At 72.4% G+C, this 22,388-nt stretch carries 18 protein-coding genes and 2 pseudogenes; 10 read left to right on the top strand and 10 right to left on the bottom strand.

The features are described from left to right. Together pspAA and AOQ37_RS03760 are read right to left on the bottom strand one after the other, a co-directional pair. Nucleotides 1-282: a PspA-associated protein PspAA gene (pspAA, locus tag AOQ37_RS03765; RefSeq protein WP_062641025.1), complete on the bottom strand. Its 282-nt coding sequence runs from the start codon at nucleotides 280-282 to the stop codon at nucleotides 1-3. After that, nucleotides 279-1,055 carry a PspA/IM30 family protein gene (locus AOQ37_RS03760; protein WP_062641023.1) on the bottom strand — a complete coding sequence of 259 codons (777 nt, stop codon included), beginning with the start codon at nucleotides 1,053-1,055 and terminating at the stop codon, nucleotides 279-281. Before AOQ37_RS03760 ends, pspAA begins: the two co-directional genes overlap by 4 nt. A gap of 447 nt (nucleotides 1,056-1,502) precedes the next feature. Between AOQ37_RS03760 and AOQ37_RS03755 the strand changes: the two genes are divergently transcribed. After that, nucleotides 1,503-1,982 carry a general stress protein gene (locus AOQ37_RS03755; RefSeq protein ID WP_062641021.1) on the top strand — a complete coding sequence of 160 codons (480 nt, stop codon included), beginning with the start codon at nucleotides 1,503-1,505 and terminating at the stop codon, nucleotides 1,980-1,982. Nucleotides 1,983-2,284: 302 nt separating this feature from the next. Here AOQ37_RS03755 and AOQ37_RS03750 read toward each other — a convergent pair whose 3' ends face one another. Continuing rightward, nucleotides 2,285-3,157 (bottom strand): universal stress protein, encoded by an 873-nt coding sequence (locus AOQ37_RS03750; RefSeq protein ID WP_062641019.1) that lies wholly within the window; start codon nucleotides 3,155-3,157, stop codon nucleotides 2,285-2,287. 892 nt (nucleotides 3,158-4,049) lie between these two features. On the opposite strand from AOQ37_RS03750, the gene AOQ37_RS03745 reads away from it, so the two are divergent. Together AOQ37_RS03745 and AOQ37_RS03740 are read left to right on the top strand one after the other, a co-directional pair. Next, entirely contained in the window at nucleotides 4,050-4,646 is a 597-nt protein-coding gene (locus AOQ37_RS03745) for an Rv1733c family protein (RefSeq protein ID WP_062641017.1), read from the top strand. A gap of 124 nt (nucleotides 4,647-4,770) precedes the next feature. After that, nucleotides 4,771-5,097, top strand: a pseudogene (locus AOQ37_RS03740) (M48 family metalloprotease); the annotation flags it as partial. Between the two features lie 131 nt (nucleotides 5,098-5,228). Here AOQ37_RS03740 and AOQ37_RS40305 read toward each other — a convergent pair. Then, nucleotides 5,229-5,393 carry a hypothetical protein gene (locus tag AOQ37_RS40305; RefSeq protein ID WP_159401294.1) on the bottom strand — a complete coding sequence of 55 codons (165 nt, stop codon included), beginning with the start codon at nucleotides 5,391-5,393 and terminating at the stop codon, nucleotides 5,229-5,231. Nucleotides 5,394-6,177: 784 nt separating this feature from the next. On the opposite strand from AOQ37_RS40305, the gene AOQ37_RS38300 reads away from it, so the two are divergent. After that, on the top strand, nucleotides 6,178-6,612 hold the full coding sequence (locus tag AOQ37_RS38300) for an Rv1733c family protein (RefSeq protein WP_159401293.1): 435 nt from the start codon (nucleotides 6,178-6,180) through the stop codon (nucleotides 6,610-6,612). Continuing rightward, nucleotides 6,613-6,765, top strand: coding sequence for a hypothetical protein (locus AOQ37_RS40300; protein ID WP_159401292.1), 153 nt, complete (start codon nucleotides 6,613-6,615; stop codon nucleotides 6,763-6,765). Between the two features lie 563 nt (nucleotides 6,766-7,328). Here AOQ37_RS40300 and AOQ37_RS03725 read toward each other — a convergent pair. The 6 genes and pseudogenes from AOQ37_RS03725 to AOQ37_RS03700 form a co-directional block, all read right to left on the bottom strand. Next, entirely contained in the window at nucleotides 7,329-8,420 is a 1,092-nt protein-coding gene (locus AOQ37_RS03725; RefSeq protein WP_062641011.1) for a lysylphosphatidylglycerol synthase transmembrane domain-containing protein, read from the bottom strand. A 9-nt stretch (nucleotides 8,421-8,429) separates the two neighbouring features. Next, on the bottom strand, nucleotides 8,430-9,500 hold the full coding sequence (locus AOQ37_RS03720; protein ID WP_062641009.1) for a galactose-1-phosphate uridylyltransferase: 1,071 nt from the start codon (nucleotides 9,498-9,500) through the stop codon (nucleotides 8,430-8,432). Then, complete coding sequence (locus tag AOQ37_RS03715) at nucleotides 9,497-10,981, bottom strand: glycosyltransferase (protein ID WP_063781105.1); 1,485 nt, start codon at nucleotides 10,979-10,981, stop codon at nucleotides 9,497-9,499. Before AOQ37_RS03715 ends, AOQ37_RS03720 begins: the two co-directional genes overlap by 4 nt. Before the next feature lie 6 nt (nucleotides 10,982-10,987). Next, on the bottom strand, nucleotides 10,988-13,507 hold the full coding sequence (locus AOQ37_RS41070; protein ID WP_234436807.1) for an MFS transporter: 2,520 nt from the start codon (nucleotides 13,505-13,507) through the stop codon (nucleotides 10,988-10,990). Between the two features lie 167 nt (nucleotides 13,508-13,674). Further along, nucleotides 13,675-14,358 (bottom strand): annotated as a pseudogene (locus AOQ37_RS41065) (ATP-dependent metallopeptidase FtsH/Yme1/Tma family protein); the annotation flags it as partial. Nucleotides 14,359-14,385: 27 nt separating this feature from the next. Then, on the bottom strand, nucleotides 14,386-17,202 hold the full coding sequence (locus AOQ37_RS03700; RefSeq protein WP_062641006.1) for a heavy metal translocating P-type ATPase: 2,817 nt from the start codon (nucleotides 17,200-17,202) through the stop codon (nucleotides 14,386-14,388). 201 nt (nucleotides 17,203-17,403) lie between these two features. On the opposite strand from AOQ37_RS03700, the gene AOQ37_RS03695 reads away from it, so the two are divergent. From AOQ37_RS03695 to AOQ37_RS03675, 5 genes are all read left to right on the top strand, one after another. Further along, nucleotides 17,404-17,691: an SHOCT domain-containing protein gene (locus AOQ37_RS03695; protein ID WP_199824921.1), complete on the top strand. Its 288-nt coding sequence runs from the start codon at nucleotides 17,404-17,406 to the stop codon at nucleotides 17,689-17,691. 139 nt (nucleotides 17,692-17,830) lie between these two features. After that, complete coding sequence (locus AOQ37_RS03690) at nucleotides 17,831-18,376, top strand: hypothetical protein (RefSeq protein WP_062641004.1); 546 nt, start codon at nucleotides 17,831-17,833, stop codon at nucleotides 18,374-18,376. Further along, nucleotides 18,373-19,467, top strand: coding sequence for a cytochrome b N-terminal domain-containing protein (locus AOQ37_RS03685; protein ID WP_078889962.1), 1,095 nt, complete (start codon nucleotides 18,373-18,375; stop codon nucleotides 19,465-19,467). The genes AOQ37_RS03690 and AOQ37_RS03685 overlap by 4 nt, the downstream gene beginning before the upstream one ends. After that, nucleotides 19,467-19,730 carry a hypothetical protein gene (locus tag AOQ37_RS03680; protein ID WP_062641002.1) on the top strand — a complete coding sequence of 88 codons (264 nt, stop codon included), beginning with the start codon at nucleotides 19,467-19,469 and terminating at the stop codon, nucleotides 19,728-19,730. The genes AOQ37_RS03685 and AOQ37_RS03680 overlap by 1 nt, the downstream gene beginning before the upstream one ends. A 105-nt stretch (nucleotides 19,731-19,835) precedes the next feature. Further along, the gene (locus AOQ37_RS03675; protein ID WP_234436782.1) at nucleotides 19,836-22,352 is read left to right on the top strand and encodes a heavy metal translocating P-type ATPase; all 2,517 of its coding nucleotides are present in this window, start codon (nucleotides 19,836-19,838) and stop codon (nucleotides 22,350-22,352) included. Nucleotides 22,353-22,388: the final 36 nt, after the last annotated feature.

The following is a 22,388-nucleotide window of genomic DNA, read 5'->3' as shown; positions in this document are numbered from 1 at the left end:
TCATCGCCCCGGGATCAGGCCGTCGTCGGCGAGCAGTTCGCGCACCTGCGTGAGGCTGGTGTCCTCGTCGGGCAGCACCAGGTCGGAGGGCGTGATCGTCTCGTCCGGCAGTGGTGTGCCGAGGCTGCGTACCGCGTCCAGCAGGGCTGACAGGGCGGTGGCGAACCCGGTCTCGTCGCCTGCGTCGGCGGCCGACTGCAGGGCGGAGTCCAGTTGGTTGAGCCGGGTCAGGTGCTGTTCGGCGATCTCGTACTGGCCCTCGCCGAGAATCCGCATGATCATGATGTCGCCTCCTGGTCCGGCGGGCTCTTAGGGGGTTGCGGGCCCTCCACCGCCGCCGGGGCGGAAGCCGCCGGCAACTGCGCCTTCATCCGGGCCAGCTCGATCTCCACGTCCTGGCCCGAGGCGACGGCCTCGAGCTCGGCCTGGATGTCGTCACGGCCGGCCGGCAGGGTGGCGTCCTCGAGCGCACCGGAGGCGATCAGTTCGTCCAGCGCGCCGGCGCGGGCCTGCATCTGCTCGGTCTTGTCCTGGGCACGTTGCATGGCCAGCCCGACATCGCCCATCTCCTCGCCGATGCCGGTGACGGCCTCGGTGATACGGGTCTGGGCCTCGGCCGCGGTGTAGGTGGCCTTGATGGTCTCCTTGCGGGTACGGAACGCATCCACCTTCGCCTCCAGGCGTTGCGAGGCCAGGGTGAGTTTCTCCTCCTGCTCCTTGAGCGACGCCTGCTGGCCCTGCAGATCGGTGACCTGGGAGGCCACGCTCGTACGGCGGGTCAGCGCCTCGCGGGCCAGATCCTCACGCCCGACGGCGAGCGCCTGCTGGGCCTGTCCCTCCAGCTTGCCGCCGGACTGCTGCAACTGGCTGATCTGCAGCTCGATGCGTTTACGGCTGGTCGCCACGTCCGCCACGCCACGCCGTACCTTCTGCAGCATCTCCTGCTGCTGGGTGTAGGAGTAGTCAAGGACCTCCCGCGGGTCCTCCGCCTTGTCCAGGGCTTTGTTCGCCTTGATCCGGAACAGGGCGGCGATGCGGTGAGCGATGCTGCTCATGGCGGCCCGCCTCCTCTCGCGATGTCGGTGAGCGATCAGCCAGGCCACGCCAGGTGGCAGACACCTTCAGGCTCCGGCGCCGTTGCCTGGGCCGCAACCTCGGCCCTGGCGCACCCGGCCCCCTGCGGCCGGTGAAAGGCACGGGTCGCACGCTCGGCCTGGGACCATCCTCGACCCGCGATACCCAGCAAGGGTAGGGACCAGTAGCCCACGCCGGGGGGCCGGTCGGGCCCTGTTCCGGTCGGCGCCCGAGGAGCAGGCTCGATGAAGCCAGCCGGGCACCGCCGGGCAGAGTCATTGTTCGGCGGCCGGCCGCCCGGTTGGGCCCACGTTCTGCGTCCATCCTCGGCGTCGCCACCCTGCCGTTGCGCCCCGCGCGCCCCGCGGTGTCCGTTGCACGGGACGGGGCACGGGCGCAGGCTGCTCTATGACGAAGGGAGTCCTTCGATGACTCAGCACCCGTCCACCGAGGCGGTCGGCCGTCCGGTCGTCGGCTCGTACCCGGCCTACGCCGGCGCCCAGCGCGCGGTCGATTTTCTGTCCGACAGTAAATTCCCGGTGGAACGCACCGCGATCATCGGTTCGGACCTGCGCATGGTGGAGACCGTGCTCGGCCGGCTCACCCGCGGCCGGGCCGCCCTGGCGGGGGCCGGCACCGGCGCCTGGTTCGGGCTGCTGGTCGGGCTGTTGTTGTCGGTGTTCGCCGCGGGCAACCACCATGTCCTGGTTCTGATGCTGAGCGGGCTGGCCTACGGCGCGCTCTTCGGCGCGCTCTTCGGTTTCGCCGGTCATGCCCTCAGCGGCGGCCATCGCGACTTCTCCTCCCGCAGCCAGATCGTGGCCGCCCGCTACGACGTGGTCGCCGACACCGAGGTCGCCGAGGAGGCCAAGAACGTGCTGATCAAACTGGCCTGGCGCGAAGACTGACCCGCGCCCCGCGCCCCGCGCCCCGTCGGTCACGTGGGGCCCGCCGGCCATGCGGGCGGGGCGGCGGACACCACACTCTCTCGCCTGACAGGCCGGGCGTCGGGCGCACGGCCATCGCTCAGGTCCGGCGATCGCCTTGGGGTACCTCCGTCGGGTTATCCCGACAGCCACGTGCGCGGGTCTGGGGTGGTCGGCGGGCTTCCCAGCGACAGGGGCCCACGCACGGTGTGTCCCCTGCCCGTGATGTGGCAGGGACCATGGTGTTTGTCGCGGGCGAGGTCACGTGGACGGCACAGGCCAGCTCAGTGGTGAGTGACGACAGCGACCGGGCATGGCGCGTGGTGGATGGCGGCGTGGGTCACTGGACCGATGCCCGGTGCCAGGGCGGGGCGGTCCCGTCGGCGGCCCACGACCAGGAGGGCGGATCCTGGCGCCACGCTCGCCATGGCCCGTGCGGCGCTGTCGAACATGACCTCATCGATGACCCGCACATCGGGGAACTTTTCCTGCCACGGGCGCAGCGCCGTGCCCAGTTCCTGGCCCACCGCTCTCGCGACGGCTTCGGCGGTCTCGGGGCTCGAGGACCACAGACTGGAGGCCGGGACCGGCAGAGTCCTGCAGTGGACGGCACGCAGCGTGGCACCGCGCCGGGCAGCGGCACCGAAGGCGAACTCCAGCACCTCCTCGCACCGCCGGCGCAGGCTCAGTCCCACGACCACACCGGTGGCCTCAGCACAGGATGCCTGCTCGTCGTGCTGCTCGCTCGCGCGGACCAGGACGACGGGCCGGTCGGCTCGTGCCACCACATGCAGACCGATGTCGCCGAGGAAGAAGCCCTTGACCGGGCCGATGCCTCGTGAGCCGAGTACCAGCATCTCGGAGGCTGCCCCGGCAGTGAGCAGCGCGGCGGTGGCATCCTGCGAGGCCAGTTCCGTGGTGAGGGGCAGGCCGGGGTGGAGCTCACGCAGTTCACTCTCCGCATCACGCAGGATGCGGTGTGCCCAGTGGCGTTGCGTGTCCTGGGCCGGGATGTCCGCCGCCGCGGACGCAGGCGGGACCCACGCGTGGATAAGGCGCAGCGGGAGCCCGCGCCGCACAGCCTCATCTGCCGCCCAGCGTGCGGCGGACAGACTCTCCGGGGACCCGTCGAGGCCCGCGGTGACGACTGCTTCCATGGCCGGTACCTCCTTGGTGGCACGACGTCGGGGTATGGCGGACAGGCTTCCCGCATCGAAAATGCCGCAGGAGTCACACGGGCCTGGGAACCCGGCAGCGGCTGCGGATCTCGAGGCCCGCGGTGACGACCACCACGTGGGCACGCCGCCGCGCCGCTTGCTGCCCTGGCCAGACCCGCGGGGCGCGGGGGGCTGGGCGAGCCCGTGGAGTGCTCAGGCACCCGCCTGACCAGCATCCACCGTCGGGAATCCGTCCGCATTTCCGAGCAGCACGTCCGGCAGGTATCCCTCGCCGCTGCACAGGCCCGGTCCGTGACCCCGGCACCAGATCGGTGGCAGTCCCATCCCAAAGGAAACACAGAGGACACGGGCGCGCTACGCGTGGCACCGGGGCGGCGGCGCCTCAGCTGCGGCCGGATGAACTGCTGGAGGGCCCGCAGGCGCAGATCGCGCGGGTGCGCTCCACCCGGGACCGCGCGCACCTGAAGGGTGAGGATCTCGGGGGCCAGCCGGTAGCGCCACGGCTGCGTGTTGCAGACCGAGGGCGCGGCCGCCGCGGCCGATGCAGGCTTCCAAGGTCGAGGCGTCAAGGGTCGCGGATCGCATGATGTCCTCCTCCCGGACCGGCGCCACAACGGCGCTGCCGTCCTTTGGGCCTGCGCCCCCTGGGGCGGTGCGGCGTAGGGCCGGTGGTCCCCCACCGGGGACCTATCAAGCCGGACGCGCCCGGCACGGAGCCCGGCCATCCCCCTGCCGGGCCCGCGCCGAACGGCCCAGGGCCGCAGGCAAGTGGGTCCCGAACGGCCCCGCGATGCCGTCTGGTCGGCCCCTGCCGTGGCCCGTGACCGGGTGTCACCCTCGGGACAGTGATGCCGATGGGAGGTGCGGTCCGATGCGCAAGGCACAGCGTACGAAGCGTACGAAGAGGCTGATGTGGCGGTGGCGGAGCAATCCGCTGCGCCGGCACGACGACATCGTCGAGGCATGGATCGTGCTGGCCGTGTGGACGGTCATGGCGCTGGGCGGCGCCCTCGTCGGCGCGCTGGCGGCCCATGCCACCGACGAGTCCCTGGCGCGCCTGCGCGCCGAGCGCCACACGGTGCGGGCCGTGCTCCTCGAGAGCACCACCCGGGCTGTACCGGCGGGAGCCGGCGTGTCGACCGACGGCCGCGTTGGCGCGGAGGTCCGCTGGAGGGCGTCGGACGGCACCCCGCAAACCGGCCGGGCCCAGGTGGACGCCGGGCAGAAGGCCGGCGCGAGGGTCCTGGTCTGGACGGACACTGACGGAAAGCTCACGAAGGAGCCGCCGACCGCCACCGGGGCAGCCTTCGAGGCAGTCTTTGCGGGCACCGGGGCCGCGTTCGCCTTCGGCGGTGTGACGTTCGCGGCCGGACGCGCCCTGCGGTGGCGGCTCGACCGGCGGCACTACGACCAGTGGGGCCAGGAGTGGGCCCTGGTCGGACCGCAGTGGCGGCGCAGGACCACGTGATCCGGGACTGGTCGGCCTGCGCACGTGGTCCGACCGGCTCTGGCGGGCGCCGCCCCGGCCGCCGGACGCCGGGAGGCGGCAGGAACCGGCGCCTCAGCGGCGGTGGTGTGATGACTGCAACGTCACCCTGTTCCTGCTCGGGATCGTCATGGCGGTCTCCGCGCTCGTCTACGCCCTCAGCTTCCTGCTGATCCGCGCCCTGTCCCGCTACCGGGAACTGGCCGCAGCCCTGCTCACCGGCAAGCCCTCCGCGCTGACCAAGGTCACGGGTGACATCGCCCGCATCCCCACCCAGGACCTGCGCACCGCCCAGGCCTTCAACGCCTTCTTCTTCACCCCCGCCCTCGGACCGGGCACGACCGTGGCGAACCTGTTCTCCACCCACCCCACCCTCCAGCGCCGCCTCGCCCAACTCGCCGAGATCTCCGCCGCGCTGAGCGGCCCGGCCTGACCCGAGGAGCAGTCGAGGAGACCCCGGATGAGTAGCGGCCCTGTCGGGGAGGCGCCCCGGCGGGGCTGTGGTCCCTGGTCTGGACCCAGGGAGCTCGAGGGGTGCGACGCGGACTCCGCGTCGCACCCCCGTCAGCGTCGCGACCGGTGATCACGGATGGCAAGTATCACGGCGAACAGGGTCAGCGAGCCGACGGCGACGATCAGAAGAGGGTGGTGGAACGGTGTGTTCAGTGCAGCCAGCACCACGAACACGGTAACCGCGGTGACCACCAGCGGCGTACGCCAACGTTTCATGGAGTCCTCCCCGGTACCCTGTTGACGGTGGGGATACGGCCACCCGTCACGGGTGGCACACTCCTCAGCGTGCGCCTGCGGGGGACCGGCGGCCATGGGCCGCTCGGCCGTGCCATGGTCCGGTGGTCCTTACCCAGGACGAAGATGCCGACAGGGACCACGTTGACGCCGGCGGCCGGCAGGTCCGTGAAGCTCACGGACGCGCCGGTGAGCGTGGCGCCCAGCCAGCTGCTCAGCCTGCCCCGGTACGTGCTCGAGGGGCAGGGGCTGACCGGCCGTGCCGCAGACCGGTGTCCCCTTCCTGGAGGGCTGAATGGCCCCATCCACCACTGGCTGGGCTCGCGCGAGGTGTGTCGCAGGCCGTTCGCGGCCGGGCCTCAGCCGGTTCCACCTCCTGGATGGGGTCGAGCGCGCCACGTGCGGGGGTGGGTCGCCCGCAGGTGCTGGGGGGCTTCCAGTCGCGCGCAGGACGCCGGGAGGAGCGCGGCGACCGTGGTGCTTCCGGTCAGGGCCCAGAAGACGGCGAGCTCGGCGGTGCCGCGCGCCGCCCCAGTGATGTTGACCTGCCGGACGTGTGGGAATGCGGCGATGCCGAGGGCCACGACAGCCTCGACTCGAACAGTCCCACGGCGGGGGTACGGGGGCCGAACGTCCCCATGGACTGGCCCTGGTCGGCCCTCGTCCCGCCGTTGCGGCCCGTGCGATGTTCGTGAACATGCGGAATCCGGGCCGAGGGTGTATCCGGCGGCCTACCGCGACCGTGGACGGAGGAGGTGCGACCGGGATGCGTACGACACGGTGGGTCTGGCGCTGGCGGAGCAATCCGCTGCGGATATCCATGGACCGGATCGAGGCATGGGTCGGCCTGCTGGTCGCCGCGGGGCTGGTGGTCTCGGTCCCGGTCGCCGGGCTGGCGACGACCTGGGCCCTGGCGGGACCGCAGTCGCGGATCGCCCGGCAGCAGGCCCACGAGAGGCATCCCACGGCGGCGGTCCTTGTGCGGGCAGCGCCGGGGAAACCGGCCGACGCGGGGGCGTTGGGCCCGGGCAGCGTGAAGGTGCAGGTGCGCTGGACCGGCCCCGACGGCACGGCCCGCACGGGCAGGACGGCGGTGACCGCCGGGCAGCCGGCCGGTACGAAGATCGTGGTGTGGACGGACACGCGCGGGCAGCTCACCGGGGTGCCGATGAGTGCCGCCCAGGCACTATCCCGTGCCTGAGTGGGCGGTGCGGCGGCCGCAGCCCTCGCCGCGGTGCTGCTGCTCGCCATTCGGGCGGCCGCCCGGGTACGGCTGGACAGGCGCCGGATGGCGCAGTGGGAGGCCGAATGGGGCGAGATCGAACCGCGCTGGAGCCGCCGCAGGCACGCCTGACAGGCGGTGCCGGGTCGGAGAACGGGAAAGCCGGATGCCCGGCCGTCTCCGGTTCGGCGAGTGGCGCGATGACGGCGGCCATGTCGCATGCACCCTCCTGCGGTCGTGGTGGGGCCGGAGGCGTCAGATCCGGCCGTGCCGGCCGCTGCCACCCGTCGCGGCCCTTCTCGTAGGCGACGCCTGGAACGGGAAGGGGATCACGCGCTGTGCGGGGCTCGCCGAACCGGCGACGGCCCGGCCGGGGTCTCAGTCGTGGGCAACGACTGCGACCGGGCACACTGCGTGCTGGATGGCGGCGTGAGCCACGGGCCCGATGGCTGGCGCCGGGGCGGGGCGGTGACGCCGACGACGGCCCACGACCAGGAGCCGCGCCCACCACGGCGCGTGCAGCTGCGGGGGCGCCCAGGCCACCCCCGTGCAGGTGACCGTGGAGCCTGGCACGCGGCCCGGGGTCGGGCTGTCGATGCGGGCCAGGGGACAAACGGGAACCTTGCATGTCGTGGTCACCTGTGCGACGAGGCCGACCGGATCATCGGCAGCGGCGTCAGCTGGCTGTGCGCCGGTCACGGCGCGGGGTGCGAAGCCTCTGCCGTCTCGTCCGTCGGGCCCTTCGGGGACTGCCCGGCGTGCAGGGTCAGGGCGATCCAGCTGGCCCAGCCGATCGGCTGCAGCACCCAGTAGCTGGAGATCCGGTACAGGAGTGTGCCCGCGATGGCCTGTTCGGGGCTGAGGCCGTACAGGACGAGCAGGGCCGCCAGACTCGTCTCGACGATGCCGATGCTTCCGGGCGTGAGGCGCAGGCTGCCGGGGATCTGGGTGAGGCCGTAGGCGAGCAGCAGGCCGTGCCAGGGCACGCCGATGCCCAGCGCCCAGAGGCTTGCGGCCAGGCACGCGGCGTCGAGGGTCCAGTTGAGCAGGGCGAGGCTGAAGGGCCGCAGCCAGGGCCGCAGCCCCGGCTGCACGCTGCGTGCCTGGCCGACCAGGCGTACGAGCGCCTCTTCGATCCGCCGGACGCGCCGGGACCGCTCACCCGCCGAGGTCCACGCCCGCCACACCGCTTCACGGCAGCGTGGGATGCGGGACAGCGCCAGGCCCGCCAGGCCGAGGCCCAGCAGCAGCGCCACAGCGCCGATCGGCCACAGCACGGTACCGGCGCCGCTCAGCCCCGCGGTGAGTGCCCCGAGGAGGAGAAGGAGGAACAGGCTGAGCGCCGCCAGGGCCCCGGCCGTGACCAGCACGGCGGCCGCGAGCAGCTGCCCGGCACCGCGTCGGCGCAGCTGCCGGAAGAGCCAGGCGGCCGAGAAGGCGGCCCCGGCGGGCAGGGCCCCAGCTACGGCGTTGGCCGCCACGGCGAGGGCCGTCATGCCCCGCAGGCTCAGCCGCACCCCGCCGGCGTGCAGCAGCCAGCGCTGCACTGCGGCGAAGCAGATGAGGGACGCCGCCTCGAATGCCACCGCGACCGCCAGCTTGGGCACCTGCACCTGGGTGATCAGGCGGGACGCCGCGGCCAGCTCGTGCCGGTGGGCGACGGCGACCAGGAGCGCGGCCACCACGACGACGGCCGCGCCCACCCACCACCCCCAGCCGGGCCGTGCGGGGGTCTGTCTTGGCTCAGGTCGGCTGCTCACCGCCGCGGGGTCCGGTCGTTGGGACATCGGCCGTTCCTATCGATGGCAGCCCGGCCCGGGCGGGACGGGCAGAGCCGGGGCGGGGAGGGCGGCGATGGCCTGGCGCAGGCGGGCCGCGGCGTGTTCGGGCGGGACGGGGTTGACGGCGATGCCGGTGCCGAGTTCGAAGCCGGCGGGCTCGGTCAGCCGGGGGACGATCTGCAGGTGCCAGGCGAAGTAGGCGGTGGCCTCTTCGCCGTTGGGGGCGCTGATCAGGGCGTAGTTGTAGGGGACGTCGCCGAGCAGGTCGCGCAGGGCGGCCAGGGTGCGGCGCAGCAGGGCCGCGGTCTGCTCCAGGATCTTGTCGGGTGCGTCGGCGAAGGATGCCTGGTGGCGCTGGGGCACGATCCAGGTTTCGTACGGGGCGCGGGCGGCGTAGGGGGCGAGGGCGGCCGCGTGCTCGGTGGCCGCCAGGACCCGCCTGCCGTCGGCGAGTTCGGCAACGGTGTGGTCGACGTACAGGCAGCGGCCGGTGTCGTCGTAGTAGGCGCGGGCGACGTCGAACAGGTGGCGGAAGCGCAGCGGCACGATCGGGGTGGCGACGATCTGGGAGTGCGGGTGCGGCAGGGAGGTGCCGGCCGCCGCGCCGTGGTTGCGGAAGGGCAGCACCAGGCCGGGTCGGGCCTCGCGCAGAACGCGGGTTCGGGTGCGGTAGGCGCGCAGGATGTCGGCGACGGCGGTGTCGTCACCGTCCGCGAGGTCCCAGTCGTGGTCGGGGGATTCGATGACGACCTCGTGGCTGCCGGTGCCGTCGGCGCGGGTGTGCAGTCCGCTGGTGTGGTGGCGGGCCGGCCGGTCGCCTGGGTCCAGGACGGGGTAGCGGTTGGGGACGACGCGGATCGCCCAGTCCGCTTCCGCGGTACCGGCGGGGGCGGGCAGGCGCCAGATCTCGGGCGGGGTGGACTCCTCCCGGCCCGGGCAGAAGGGGCAGGCCGGATCGGCTGCGGCGCGCTGCGCGGGGCGTCCGTCGGCCGACTGCGGACGGGGCGTCCGGCGGGGGCGTTCCTCGCGGCCGGGGGCGATGGCCACCCAGTCGTGGGTGAAGGGATCCTGGCGCAGCTCGGTCATGGTCGCCGCTCCTTCCCGCTCAGCCGGTGGGGATCTGTGCCGCGGGTGGCACGGGCCACGGCGCGCATGAACAGCTCCGGGTCGGCGGCGAACTGACGGGCACAAGAAGCGGAGCAGAACCGGAACTCCCGCCCCCCGTATCGGGTGGGATGCTTGCCGGCGCCGTCCACGCGCATCCCGCACACCGGGTCGCGGTTCTCGTCGGCGGTGCCCGCGGCGGCCAGGGCTTCGGGCGCGGCCGGGGTGTGGCCCAGCAGGCTGGTGAACAGCCGGAGTTCGTCGCCGATCAGCCGGGGCAGCAGGAACCGCTCGCGCACCAACCCGGTCCCCGCGCCTACCAGGCGGCGGGCGGCGGCGGGGTCGGCGAGCAGGCCGAGGACGGCCTGCGCACACTGCTCGGTGGTGTCGACGAGGCGGCCGCCGACCCCGTCGGGCAATTGGAGGGGGATGCCTCCGGCCCGGCCGGCGACCACCGGGGTGCCCTTCCAGACCGCTTCGGAGACCACCAGGCCGAAGCCTTCCCGCAGCGATTTCTGGATGACCACGTCGGCACGGCGCTGGAAGGCGTTGACCTCGATGTTGCCGACCCCGGTGAGGTTGGTGAACCGTGAGATGTCGGGGTCGTCGGCCGCGGCGGCGGTGATCTGCTCGTAGACGCGCCAGCCCTCCGGGTCGTCCAGGGCCATCGAGCCGACCAAAGCCAGTTGCACGCCGGGCACCTGCTGTTTGACGGTGCGGTAGGCGGCGATGACGCCGAGCGGGTCCTTCCACGGGTCGAAGCGGGAGACCTGCACCAGCAGCGGGCGGGCGGTGTCCACGCCGATCCAGTCGAGGACGCCGGTGGCCAGGGCGTCGGTGATGGGCATGTTCTTGGGGCTGAGCGGGTCGATCGCCGGCGGAATGATCTCCACCCGGTCCACCGGCACGTCGGGTGGGACGAACGCGCCGAGGGTGAACACGGCGGCGTCGTAGGCGGACAGCAGCGGCCTCAGCCGGGCCCAGACCTGGGGGTTGGGCTGGGAGCTGTCGATGTGGCAGCGCCACACCCACTTGGCGTCACCGCGGCCGCGTAGGTGCGGCAGGGCCAGCGGCTGCGGGTCGTGCACGACCACAACGTCGTACGACTCCTCCAGCTGGGCGGCGATCTGGGCTGAGGCGGTGTCGTACAGCTGCCACTGGGTGTCGGTGACGCCACGCGGATCGCCCTGCAGACCGTTGTGGACGGCCTTGGTGACCTCGAAGAAGCCGGGCTCGGCGGTGATGGTCTTCCAGTCGGCGACCACGCCCAGGTCGCGCAGCAGCGGCACCTCGGAGCGCAGGATCTCCGCCACTCCGCCGCCGTAGCCGGTGGCGTTCACGTGCAGGACCCGCACCCCCTCGAGCGGCGCGGCCAGCGCCCGCAGCTCCTGGATCACCGCGTCCCCCGTCACGGTGCGGTAGGCGTCCAGGTGCCGGCGTCCGACGTCCACGGCCTGCAGCATCGGTGCTCACCTTCCTCTTCCTCGGCGGCCCCGGGTGAGGGACTGGGCCGAATGCTGCGGGGCTGGCGTGCGCCACTCACAGTCGCAGGATGGCGCGCCGGGTGTGGTGTCGGCGGCCGCGGGTTCTTCTCCGGGTGCCGTTGCCCGGGGGCGGTGCGGGGTGCGGATGGCGGCGATCGCCAGGGCCGCTCCGGCGAGGGCGATCGCGGCGTTGATCCAGAAGCCGTGCCCGATGCCGGTGGTGAACGCCGTGCCCGGGCGGGTGCGGACCAGGTCGCCGGGCCAGTGGGCCGCGGTGATGGCGCCCATGACGGCGATACCGAGGGACAGGCCGATCATGCGGAAGGCGTTGAGGGCGCCGCTGGCGATGCCGCTGTGCTGGTCGGGGATGTGGCCGAGGGTGGCGGTGGTGATGGGGGCGGTGGCCAGTCCCAGGCCCAGCCCGGCAGTGAGCAGACCGGGCTGGAGGCGGGCGGCCCCCCAGTCGGGGGCGATACCGGTCAGCAGGACCAGCCCTGCGGCGGTCAGCGCCAGGCCGGTGCCGATGAGGGTACGGGCGCCGAGGCGGGGTACGAGCCAGCCGGCAGCCGGCGCCACTGCGGCGCCGAGCAGCGTCAGCGGCAGCAGGGCGAGCCCTGCCTGGATGGGTGTGGACCCGGCGGCCAGCTGGAGGTACAGGGACAGGAAGAAGAACACGCTGCACATCACCGCCAGGCTGACCATCCCCAGCAGATTGCCGGCCAGGAAGTTGGGCCGGCGGAACAGCGAGAGGTCCAGCAGCGGTGCCGCGGCCCGGCGCTCGATCCAAATGAAGGCCGCCAAGGCGGCCACGGCAGCCGCGAGCATCGCCCACAGCCTCGGCGAGGTCCAGCCGTACTCGTTGGCCCGGGTGAACGCGAAGATCAGTGCGGACAGTCCGGCCGCCGAGACGAGGACACCGGCGACATCGACCGGCCCCCTGCGCGGCGCGGGCGGCGGGGAGTGCAGCGTACGGCGGGCCACGAACCAGATGACGGCCCCGAGCGGTACGTTGACAAGGAAGATCGACCGCCAGCCGAAGCCGTCAGTGAGCACCGCGCCCAGCAGCGGGCCGCCGGCCAGGGCGGCGGCGCCGACGCCGGACCACACGCCCAGGGCGAGCGCCCGGGCCGTGCCGGTGAACGCGGTGAGCAGCAGGGCCAGCGAGGCCGGACCCAACAGCGCCGCCCCTGCCCCTTGCCCGGCGCGCAGCCCGACCAGCGCCCCGCCGCTCGGCGACAACCCCGCGGCCAGCGAGAAGCCGGTGAACGCCACCAGCCCGGCCAGGAACACCGGCCGGCTGCCGTACCGGTCGGCGAGCATGCCGCCGCACAGGGTGAGCACGGCGAAGGTCAGGGTGTACAAGTTGACCACCCACTCCAGGCCGGCCAGGCCGAGCCCCAGCTCCCGGCCCAGCGGGGGCAGCGCGATGATCACCGCGGTGTCGTCGATCAGCACCAGGAACCACGCCACCGAGACGATCGCCAGCACCCAGCGGCGGCGGTCCGCCCCCGGCGAGGCCGTGCCGGCACCGGCCTCCAGCCGTGCGGGAACCGCCGATGACGCGCGGCCGGCACAGGCGGCACGCCGGTCCGGCCCGCGTACCTGCGCCGCGGCAGCGGAACGGGACGCGGTCGTGAACCGCACTGGGTAGAGCCGAGGGACGTTCATCGCGGGGTGCTCCTGGTTCTTCGTGGTCGCAGTCGGGCGGGCGGGACCGGCCGGGCGCCGGGAAGTGGATCCGGTCAGGGGGCTTGATGACCCGCGCTCCGGCCTGGCGCCCCGCATCGCAGTGCACCGCTGCACGGGGACCGTGGATGGGCGGTCATCGTTCGCAGCCGCCGACGGACTCCTCCCGGCCGGTGCCGCCGGGGTCGGCGAGCGGCGCGACAGGGACCGGCCCGGTGTGGTCGCTGTGGTGTGTGGCGGGCCGCTTGTCGACCGAGATGCGGTGTGGCGCCACGGTCGTGCCGACGGGTGGCTCGCCAGGGTGTTCAGTCCCCAGGAGGCGGTAGAGGCCGAGCCGTCCACGGTCTCCTGCTCCAGAAGCAGGTCGGCCAGCCGCCGCAGCTCGGTGCGGTGTTCGGTGAGGAGAGCGGTGGCGTGCTGTTCGGCCTCGCGCAGCAGGCGGGCGACCTCGGTGTCGACGGCGGCCTGGGTGGCCTCGGCGAGAGGGCGGCTGCTCATGGCGCTCCCGCCGCTGCCCAGGAAGACCGAGCCGCCCTGCGGGTAGCCCACCGGACCGAGCGCGGAGGAGAGGCCGAATTCGCGGACCATCTTGGTGGCCAGTTCGGTGGCGCCGGCCAGGTCGTTGGCGGCTCCGGTGGAGCCCTGCCCGAGCACGACGAGTTCGGCGGCGCGACCGCCGAGCCGTACCGCGAGGGTCTGCGTGAGGTAGTCCTCGCCGTACAGGTGGCGTTCGACGAGGGGCAGTTGCTCGGTGACGCCGAGGGTCTGCCCGGCAGGCAGAATGGTGACCTTGGTGACCGGATCGGCGCCCGGGGACAGCGCGGCGACCAGGGCATGCCCTGCCTCATGGACGGCGACCGCCTCCTTCTCGGCGGGAGCACGTTGGAGCCCTCCCGGCGGCCGAGCAGGATCCGGTCCCGGGCGCTGTCGAAGTCGTCCGCGGTGAGCGCCTCGCGGCCGTCCCGTACCGCGACGATGGAGGCCTCGTTGGCCAGGTTGGCGAGGTCCACGCCGGAGAATCCCGGCGTGCCGCGTGCCACCACGTCCAGGTCGATGTCCCCCCGCCGGTAGCGTTCGGGCCTGCGCAGGAAGTCGACGACCTCGGCGATCTCGGCCTTGGCGCCCTCGTATCCGGCGACGTCCGCGAACGTGGTCTCGGGGCGTTCCGCGTCGAACACCTTGGACTTGCCGACGCCGCCCAGCATGCCCTGCATGTGGCCGGCCGCGCCCTTCGGCATCCGCCGCCAGAACCAGATGATCAGCAGGAACGGGCCGAGCAGGAGGATCCAGGACAGTATCCGGGAGCCGGCGGACGGGGAGGTGGACGGCGGCGTGGCGGTCACCGCCACCTTCTTCTCCTCCAGCCGGTCACCGGCCATCTGGACCGGGACGGCCGTGGTGAAGCGGTGCCCGTTGGAGAGCGTGCCGTTGGGCTCCCCGCCGGCCTTGATGGTGACGGACTTGACCTTGCCGTCGTCGACCTGGTCGAGGAACTTCGAGTACGTCAGGTCCGTCTTCACCGGCTCGCTGGAGCGGGTCCCGGGCAGCACCGCCCACAGGCCGACGGCGAGGAGGACGGCCAGCGGCCACAGCCAGTGCCGCCACGCGGGCGGCGGCGCGGTCGGCGTCGGCTTGTCGCCCGGGGGTGGTGGTTCGGCCTGCTTGGTCATGGCGGACTCCCTGCGGAATCGGGCGCCCTACGCCTCGGCGCTGCTGATGTAGCGGGCGGGGTCGGCGTCGAAGGTGGTGGCGCACCGCTCGGAGCAGAAGTAGTAGGTGTGGCCGTCCACTTCGCGCTCTTCTGCGGCGGCATCCCGGCTGATGCTCATGCCACAGACCGGGTCGGTGACCGTGGCGGTCTCGGGCGGGGCGTCGTGGCTGTGGTGAGCGTGGCGCTTGAAGACGTTCATGTCGGTCTCCTTGGCTGTGTCGGCTTGAGCGGTGTGGTCGGGTGTCGTACCCGACTGGATGTCGACGTCCTCCGGTACGTCCACCCGCGGCTGGACCCTGGTGGGGGCGGAGTCGGGCAGCGGGGCGGCGCGCCAGCGGCGCAGCCGGTTGGCGTTGGTGACCACGGACAGGGAGGACAGGGCCATCGCGGCGGCGGCGATGATCGGGCTGAGGCGGATGCCGAGCCACGGATACAGGGCACCGGCGGCGACGGGGACGCCCACGGCGTTGTAGACCAGGGCGAAGAACAGGTTCTGCCGGATGTTGCGCATGGTGGCTCGCGACAGCCGGATAGCGGTGACGACGCCGGCCAGCGAGCCGGAGATGAGGGTGATGTCGGCGGCCTCGATGGCCACGTCGGTGCCGGTGCCGATGGCCAGGCCCACGTCGGCCTGGGCGAGGGCGGGGGCGTCGTTGATGCCGTCGCCGACCATGCCCACCCGGCGGCCCTCGGCCTGCAAGCCCCGTATGGCGTCGGCCTTGTGCTCGGGAAGCACCTCGGCGAGCACCCGCTCGATGCCGACCTCGGCGGCGATCGCGGCGGCCGTGCGCCGGTTGTCGCCGGTGAGCATGACCACCTGTACGCCCATCTGCCGGAGGGCGGCGATGGCGGCGGCGGAGTCCTCCTTGACGGTGTCGGCGACCGCGAGTACTCCGGCGGGGCGGCCGTCGAGGGCCACCATCACCGGGGTCTTGCCCTGCGCGGACAACTCGGCGGCGACCGGGGTGAGTTCGGCGGTGTCGATCCCGACATCGGCGAGCAGCCGTGCCGCGCCGACCAGCACGGCGTGCCCGTCCACCGTGGCCTGCACTCCCTTGCCGGTCACCGAGTCGAATCCGGTGGCGGCCGGCACCCCGAGCCCCTGCTCACGCGCCCCGGCGACGATCGCGGCGGCCAGCGGGTGCTCGCTGTCGCGTTCGGCTCCGGCGACCAGGACCAATAGACGGTCGGGCTCCACCTCGCCGACGGGGCGTATGTCGGTGAGGACGGGCGTTCCCGCGGTGATCGTGCCGGTCTTGTCCAGGACCACGGTGTCCAGCTTGTGCGCGGTCTCCAGGGCCTCGGCTGAGCGGATCAGAATGCCCGCGCGGGCGCCCTTGCCGGTGCCGACCATGATGGACATCGGGGTGGCCAGGCCCAGTGCGCACGGGCAGGCGATGATCAGTACGGCGACGGCCGACACGAGCGCCAGGGTCAGCGCCGGAGCCGGGCCCACGACGTACCACAGCGCGAAGGTGCCGATCGCGATGGCGATCACAGCGGGCACGAAGTACGCCGAGGTGGCGTCGGCCAGCCGCTGGATCGGCGCCTTGGACGCCTGCGCCTGCCTCACCAGCCCGATGATCTGGGCGAGCATCGTGTCCGCGCCGACCTTGGCCGCGCGCACCCGCAGGGAACCGGTGCCGTTGACGGTCGCACCGATGACCGTATCCCCGGCGCGCTTGGTCACCGGCATGGGCTCGCCGGTCACCATCGACTCGTCCACGGCCGATGATCCGGAGATCACCTCGGCGTCCACCGGGACCTTCTCGCCTGGCCGGATGACGACCTCGTCGCCGACGGCCACGTCCTCCACCGGGATCTCGGTCTCGACGCCGTCGCGGACGACGCGGGCGGTACGGGCCTGCAGCCCCAGCAGCGCGCGGATCGCCTCCCCGGTGCCGGCCTTGGCACGTGCCTCCAGCAGCCGGCCCAGCAGGATGAGCGTCAGGATCACCCCGACGGCCTCGAAGTACACCTCACGCACGTCCTCCGGCAGCGAACCGGGGGCGAGGGTGACCAGCAGGCTGTAACCGTAGGCCGCCACCGTTCCCAGGGTGATCAGCGAGTTCATGTCCGCGGCGCGGTGGGCGAGGGTCAGCCAGCCGGTGCGGTGGATGGGCCACCCGGTGTAGAGCATCACGGGAGTGATCAGCGCCAGTTGCAGCCAGTTGTTCAGCATCCAGCCGGGCACCCAGTCCGCGTGGAAGAGGGAATCGGCCATCACCGCGAACAGCACCGGCGCGGTCAGTACGGCGCCGAAGGCCACGCGACGGCTCAGATCCCGGATCTCCGCCCGCCTCTCGGCGGCCTCGGCCGCTTCCGCCTCGGCCGCCCGCCCCTCGCTCGGTCCGACGAGGGGGGCGTGCGTGCCCATCCCCCGGTCTTCGTCACCGGGTGGAGCCGCGCCGACCGCGCCCGGCCCGTCGCCAGGTTCAACCAGCACCGTGCCGTGAATCATGTTCATCCCGCACGCGAAGCCGTACGATCCCGCCTCCGCAGGGTTCAGCCGCACCGTCGTGCGTTCGTGCGCCGGCAACGCGGCGCTCACGCGCAACTCCGGGAAGACGACCCGGTTCGTGCACTCCCCGGACTCCTGCCGGTCGAAGACCAGCTCGGCCGGAACCCCCTGCCGCAGCCGGATCACGTCGGGGCTGTAGCCACCGCGCACGGTCACCTCGACCCGCTGCACGCCATGGGAGAGCTCCGCCGTCCGCGCCCGGCGCGGACCGAAGAAGAACCAGCCCATCGCGGTGACGGCTGTGGCAGAGAAGGCGGTCACGATCAGGTCGGCCACGTTCATGGCGGACTCCTTCACCCTGTGGGTGGTACGAGTTCCACTGTCGCCGCCGCCTACCCCCACCCAGTAGGGGCCCACCGTCCCCGACCCCAGGGCCATCCGGCCCATGCACTAAGTGCCTTAGTGAGAGGACGGTGGCTGTGTACCGCCCTTCCGGCGCGGTCGCCGTCCGATTTCGCCCCTCAGATCCGGGAAGTGATCACCATGATGTTCTGGTATGACCGCGACATGAGCGGCTGGGGATGGTTCGGGATGTCCCTCGGCATGATCGTCTTCTGGGGCCTGATCATCACGGTCTTCGTCCTGCTCTTCCGCGCGCTCAGCCGACCCGCGCCCGGCGGTTCCGGCGAGGTCACCCCCTCGCCGCCGACGCCGCCCTCCGCCGAGCAGCTGCTGGCCGAGCGGTTCGCACGCGGCGAGATCGACGAGGAGGAGTACCAGCGCCGTCTGGGTGTGCTTCATTCTACCGGCGCCGATCTCACCAAGCACTGAGCCGAGCGGACACGTCCCGCTCCCGACCGCGGACACCTGCGGGGCCGCGGCCCCGTCATTCCTCAACGGGCGCAGGAAAGCGCCGTGAGCGAGGCTGACTGTCATGCGTAGAAAGCCGGCCCTCCGGCGAGGGCCACGTGTGTTCGTGTCGGGAGCGGTCGTCGCGGCCGCCCTGCTGATCCCCGTCGCTGTGCCCGGCGTCGCCTGGGCGGACGAGGAGGAGAGCGACGAGTCGGCTGTTCTCACCGAACAGGCCATCGCCCTGATCGCCAACGGCGCCGACGAGGACCAGGTGGCCGAGCGCATCGAGGACGCCCTGATGGCCCCGGACAAGGAGGGCGTCACGCTGTCCAAGGTGCGCGAGGCGCAGGAGCTGGTGGAGCAGCCGGGATACGGGACGGCTGTCGTCCGTCAGGTCAAGGGGCTGCTGCTGGACTCGCTGGGGGGCAGGCTGCCCTCCGCGCCCGAGGCCGGCCGCCCGGCGACCGGTGAGGAGACCGGCACCAGCGTCGTCCTCGACGAGTTCCGGCCCGAGCGTGGCATCTCCGACGGCGGCGACGCCGTCCTGCTGGGTCTGGGGGCCGCGGCGATCGGCGGCGGCCTGTGGCTGTCGCACCGGCTGCGCCCGCCGCATACCCTCCGCGAGCTGGAACACCGCGGCCGCGGGCACCGGGAGGCGCCATGACCTCGCACCGCCCCGAACGCGCTGCCGCCGCCGGCCCGGAGACCGCCCCACCACAGTCCGCTCGTCCTGGCCGGCTGCGGCGGGCCGTCGACGCGATCGACGAACGCATGGGCATCAAGGCGCTGGCCTATCCGGTGCCCGAGCACGCCAACAACCTGACCTGGAGCCTGGGCGGCCTGACCGTCGGGTCCTTCGTGACGCTGCTGGTCACCGGGATCTACGTCGCGCAGTTCTACTCACCGACCCCGGAGGACGCCAACCAGTCCGTGCGCGACCTGGTCAACGACGTCTGGCTGGGCGGCTTCGCCCGCGGCCTGCACTACTGGGCGGCGCAGGCGATGTTCGTCCTCGCCCTGCTGCACCTGCTCCGTGTCTTCTTCCACGCCTCCTTCAAGAAGCCCCGCGAAGGCAACTGGATCATCGGCAGCACCATGTTCCTGCTCACCTTCCTCGCGATCTTCACCGGCACGGTCATCAAGTGGGACCAGGAAGGCTACGAGGCGCTGGTCCACAACCTGGACGTCGCCAAACTGCTCGGCGGCGCCGGCATCTGGTTCACCCCCGAGCTCACCGACCGGGTGCCGATCGTGCTGCGCCTGTACACCGCACACGCGGTCATCATCCCCGGGCTGATCGTGCTGCTCTTCGTGTGGCACGCCCTCCTCGTCAAGCGGCACCAGATCTCGCCGCACCCCGCAATCCCGAAGCCCGAGGAGGAAGTCCCCGAGCCCTTCACCGCACACCTGAAGCGGGTGGCCGCGTTCGGCCTCGTACTGCTGGGCGCGCTGTCGATCCTGGCCGTCGTCCTGCCGCCGGTGCTCGGTCCGACCCCGGTCGAGGGCATCGAGATCACCCGCCCGCTGTGGATGTTCTGGTGGTTCTTCCCCCTGGAGGAGTGGTTCGGGGTCGCGTCCATCGCCTACGTCATCGCGGGCGTCTTCGGACTGATCTTCCTGGTGCCCTTCCTCGACCGCAGCCCGAAACGCCGCTGGCGGGAGCGGAAGACGGCCACGGCCACCGCCGTCGTCCTGCTCCTCGCACTGGTCGCCATCACCGTCAACGTGTGGGTCAACAACCCGAAGGGGCACTGATGCACGCCACCGACCCGCGGCGCGCCCGGCGCTGGTTCTGGGTCCTGCTCGCCCTCGCCGTACTCGCGATGGGCGCCCTCTACCAGGGCCTGCGCGCGGCGCCCGGTCCCGGCACCGGACTCCTCGTGGCGGGCAGCGCCCTCGCCGTCGTCGCGTCCACCGTCCAGGCCGCCCGGATCCTGACCGCACTCACCGGCCCGCCCCGACTGCCCCGGCTGCGCACACACCGGAGTGATCGCCCCGCGGACGTGCGGCGAAGGTAGCGGGCGAGCCGTGCACTCGCACAGGAATACTAAAACCATTAGTTTGTGGGCAGGGGCCGCGGTCGATGCTCCCCACGCATCCCGTCACCCGAAGGAGGAGTACCCGTGCAGCATCACGTGGATCATCCGATGGGTCACCGCAAGGAGCGCAGCACGGCGGTGCTCGAACTGGGCGGGCTGCGCTGGGCATCCCAGCAGAACGTCGCCGCCTCCGTCCTGGGGCGCCAACCAGGAGTGCTGGAGGTCGAGGTCAACCCGGTGTCGGAGACGGCGACCGTGGTCTTCGACCCGAACCTCACCTCGCTGGCCGAGCTGCGCCGCTGGGTGGAGGAGTGCGGCTACCACTGTGCGGGCCAGTCCGTTCCGGCCCACCTGTGCGATCCGATGGCCGAGCCGGACCCGCCGCATGTCACGGCAGCACATGGACACGTGGGCCATGAGGGGCATACGGCGGTCGCCGAGCCGCCAACTCCCGTTGCCCACACGGGACATGTCACCCACGCCGAGCACGAAGCGCACGCCGCACCGGAGGTGATGCCCTCTCCGCACGAGGTGATGGGCCACGGCGGGCACGAGGGTATGTCGATGGCCCAGATGGTGGCGGACATGCGCAACCGCTTCCTCGTCGCCGTGCTCTTCTCCATCCCCATCGTCATCTGGTCGCCGATCGGCGAGGACGTCTTCGGACTGGACGTACCGGTCCCGTTCGGTCTACGCGAAGACGTGTGGGCGCTCCTGCTGAGCCTGCCGGTGATCTTCTACTCGTGCACGATCTTCTTCGACGGCGCCGTACGCGCGCTTCGCGCCCGCACCCTGGACATGATGGTGCTGGTCGCGGTCGCCGTCGGTTCGGGGTGGGCGTACTCGTTGATCGTCACACTCACCGGTGGCGGCGACGTCTTCTACGAGGCCGCCACCGTGCTGGCCTCCTTCGTACTGCTCGGGCACTGGTTCGAGATGCGCGCCCGCGGCGGCGCCAACGACGCCATCCGCGCCCTGCTCGACCTCGCCCCGCCCAAGGCACTGGTGCTGCGCGACGGCGAGCCGGTCGAGGTGCCCACCGCCGAAGTCCTCGTCGGTGACCTGCTGCTGGTCCGCCCCGGCGCGAAGATCGCCGTCGACGGCGTCGTGGAGGAGGGCGAGAGCGACGTCGACGAGTCGATGGTCACCGGCGAGAGCCTGCCCGTGCACAAGGCTCCCGGCTCCCAGGTCGTCGGCGCGACCATCAACGCCAACGGCACCCTGCGCGTCCGGGCCACCAAGGTCGGCGCCGACACCGCGCTGGCGCAGATCGTCCAGCTGGTGCAACAGGCCCAGAACTCCAAGGCCCCTGGCCAGCGGCTCGCCGACCGGGCCGCCTTCTGGCTGGTCTTCGTCGCGCTGATCGGCGGAGCCGCGACCCTGGCCGTCTGGCTGCTGGCCACCGACCGCTCACTGGGCGCGGCCATGCTGTTCGCCATCACGGTCGTGGTCGTCACCTGCCCCGACGCCCTGGGCCTGGCCACCCCCACCGCGATCATGGTCGGCACCGGGCTGGGCGCCCAGCGGGGCGTGCTGTTCAAGAACGCCGTGGGCCTGGAGACCTCGGCCCGTATCCAGGTCGTCGTCATGGACAAGACCGGGACCCTGACCAAGGGCGAACCAGAGGTGACCGACGTGGTCACCGCCGACGGGACGGACGAGAGCGAACTGCTGCGGCTGGTCGCCGCGGTGGAACGGGAGTCCGAGCACCCGCTGGCCGAGGCCGTCGTCCGCTACGCCGAGGCCCACGGCGTGGCCGCGGTGCGCGCCGAGCGGTTCGAGAACGTCCCCGGGCACGGCGCCATCGCCGATGTCGAGGGTCACCGCGTGGTGGTCGGCAACCGCCGCCTGGCCGAGCGGGAAGAGATCGACCTGGGCGAACTCGACCAGCGCCGCAAGGAGTTGGCCACCACCGGCCGCACCGTCGTCATCGCCGCCGTCGACGGACGCGCCGCCGGTCTCATCGGCATCGCCGACGCACCCCGGGAGACCTCCCCACAGGCCGTGGCCGAACTGCACGCCCTGGGCGTCGAGGTGGTCATGCTCACCGGCGACAACCAGGCCACCGCCGACCGCATCGCCGAACAGCTCGGCATCGACACCGTGATCGCCGAAGTCCTCCCCGGCGACAAGGCCGCCAAGGTCGCCGAACTCCAGGCCACCGGCCGCAAGGTCGCCATGGTCGGCGACGGCGTCAACGACGCCCCCGCCCTCGCCCAGGCCGACCTCGGCATCGCCATCGGCGCCGGCACCGACGTCGCCATCGAGACCGCCGACCTGGTCCTGATGCGCTCCGACCCCCTCGACGTCCCCACCGCCCTGCGCATCGGCCGCGGCACCCTGCGCAAGATGCGCCAGAACCTCGCCTGGGCCATCGGCTACAACTCCATCGCCCTCCCGATCGCCGCCGGCGTCTTCGAACCCGCCCTCGGCCTGGTCCTCCGCCCCGAGATCGCCGCCCTGTCCATGTCCGGCTCCAGCATCATCGTCGCCGTCAACGCCCTCGCCCTCAAACGGCTGCGGCTGCCCGAAGCACCCACTCCGCCCGCCGAACCCGCGCCGCGCACCCCCGTGGCTCCGGGAACGGCCCACAGCGCCTGATGGGAACTGCCGGGTCGGAGAGACTCGGTGTCGTAG

Origin of the sequence: Streptomyces maremycinicus (genome assembly GCF_001184025.1) — a bacterium.
GTDB classification, from domain to species: Bacteria; Actinomycetota; Actinomycetes; order Streptomycetales; family Streptomycetaceae; genus Streptomyces; species Streptomyces maremycinicus.
This window is presented reverse-complemented; position numbering and strand designations above follow the sequence as displayed.

Bases quoted from the DNA above. Each gene is read 5' to 3' on its own strand.
- AOQ37_RS03755 (WP_062641021.1), top strand. From the start codon at position 1,503: ATGACTCAGCACCCGTCCACCGAGGCGGTCGGCCGTCCGGTCGTCGGC.
- AOQ37_RS03720 (WP_062641009.1), bottom strand. From the start codon at position 9,500: ATGACCGAGCTGCGCCAGGATCCCTTCACCCACGACTGGGTGGCCATC.
- AOQ37_RS03725 (WP_062641011.1), bottom strand. From the start codon at position 8,420: ATGTCCCAACGACCGGACCCCGCGGCGGTGAGCAGCCGACCTGAGCCA.
- AOQ37_RS03760 (WP_062641023.1), bottom strand. From the start codon at position 1,055: ATGAGCAGCATCGCTCACCGCATCGCCGCCCTGTTCCGGATCAAGGCG.
- AOQ37_RS03680 (WP_062641002.1), top strand. From the start codon at position 19,467: ATGCACGCCACCGACCCGCGGCGCGCCCGGCGCTGGTTCTGGGTCCTG.
- AOQ37_RS03745 (WP_062641017.1), top strand. From the start codon at position 4,050: ATGCGCAAGGCACAGCGTACGAAGCGTACGAAGAGGCTGATGTGGCGG.
- AOQ37_RS03750 (WP_062641019.1), bottom strand. From the start codon at position 3,157: ATGGAAGCAGTCGTCACCGCGGGCCTCGACGGGTCCCCGGAGAGTCTG.
- AOQ37_RS40305 (WP_159401294.1), bottom strand. From the start codon at position 5,393: ATGAAACGTTGGCGTACGCCGCTGGTGGTCACCGCGGTTACCGTGTTC.
- AOQ37_RS38300 (WP_159401293.1), top strand. From the start codon at position 6,178: ATGCGTACGACACGGTGGGTCTGGCGCTGGCGGAGCAATCCGCTGCGG.
- AOQ37_RS03700 (WP_062641006.1), bottom strand. From the start codon at position 17,202: ATGAACGTGGCCGACCTGATCGTGACCGCCTTCTCTGCCACAGCCGTC.
- AOQ37_RS03685 (WP_078889962.1), top strand. From the start codon at position 18,373: ATGACCTCGCACCGCCCCGAACGCGCTGCCGCCGCCGGCCCGGAGACC.
- AOQ37_RS03695 (WP_199824921.1), top strand. From the start codon at position 17,404: ATGATGTTCTGGTATGACCGCGACATGAGCGGCTGGGGATGGTTCGGG.
- AOQ37_RS03715 (WP_063781105.1), bottom strand. From the start codon at position 10,981: ATGCTGCAGGCCGTGGACGTCGGACGCCGGCACCTGGACGCCTACCGC.
- pspAA (WP_062641025.1), bottom strand. From the start codon at position 282: ATGATCATGCGGATTCTCGGCGAGGGCCAGTACGAGATCGCCGAACAG.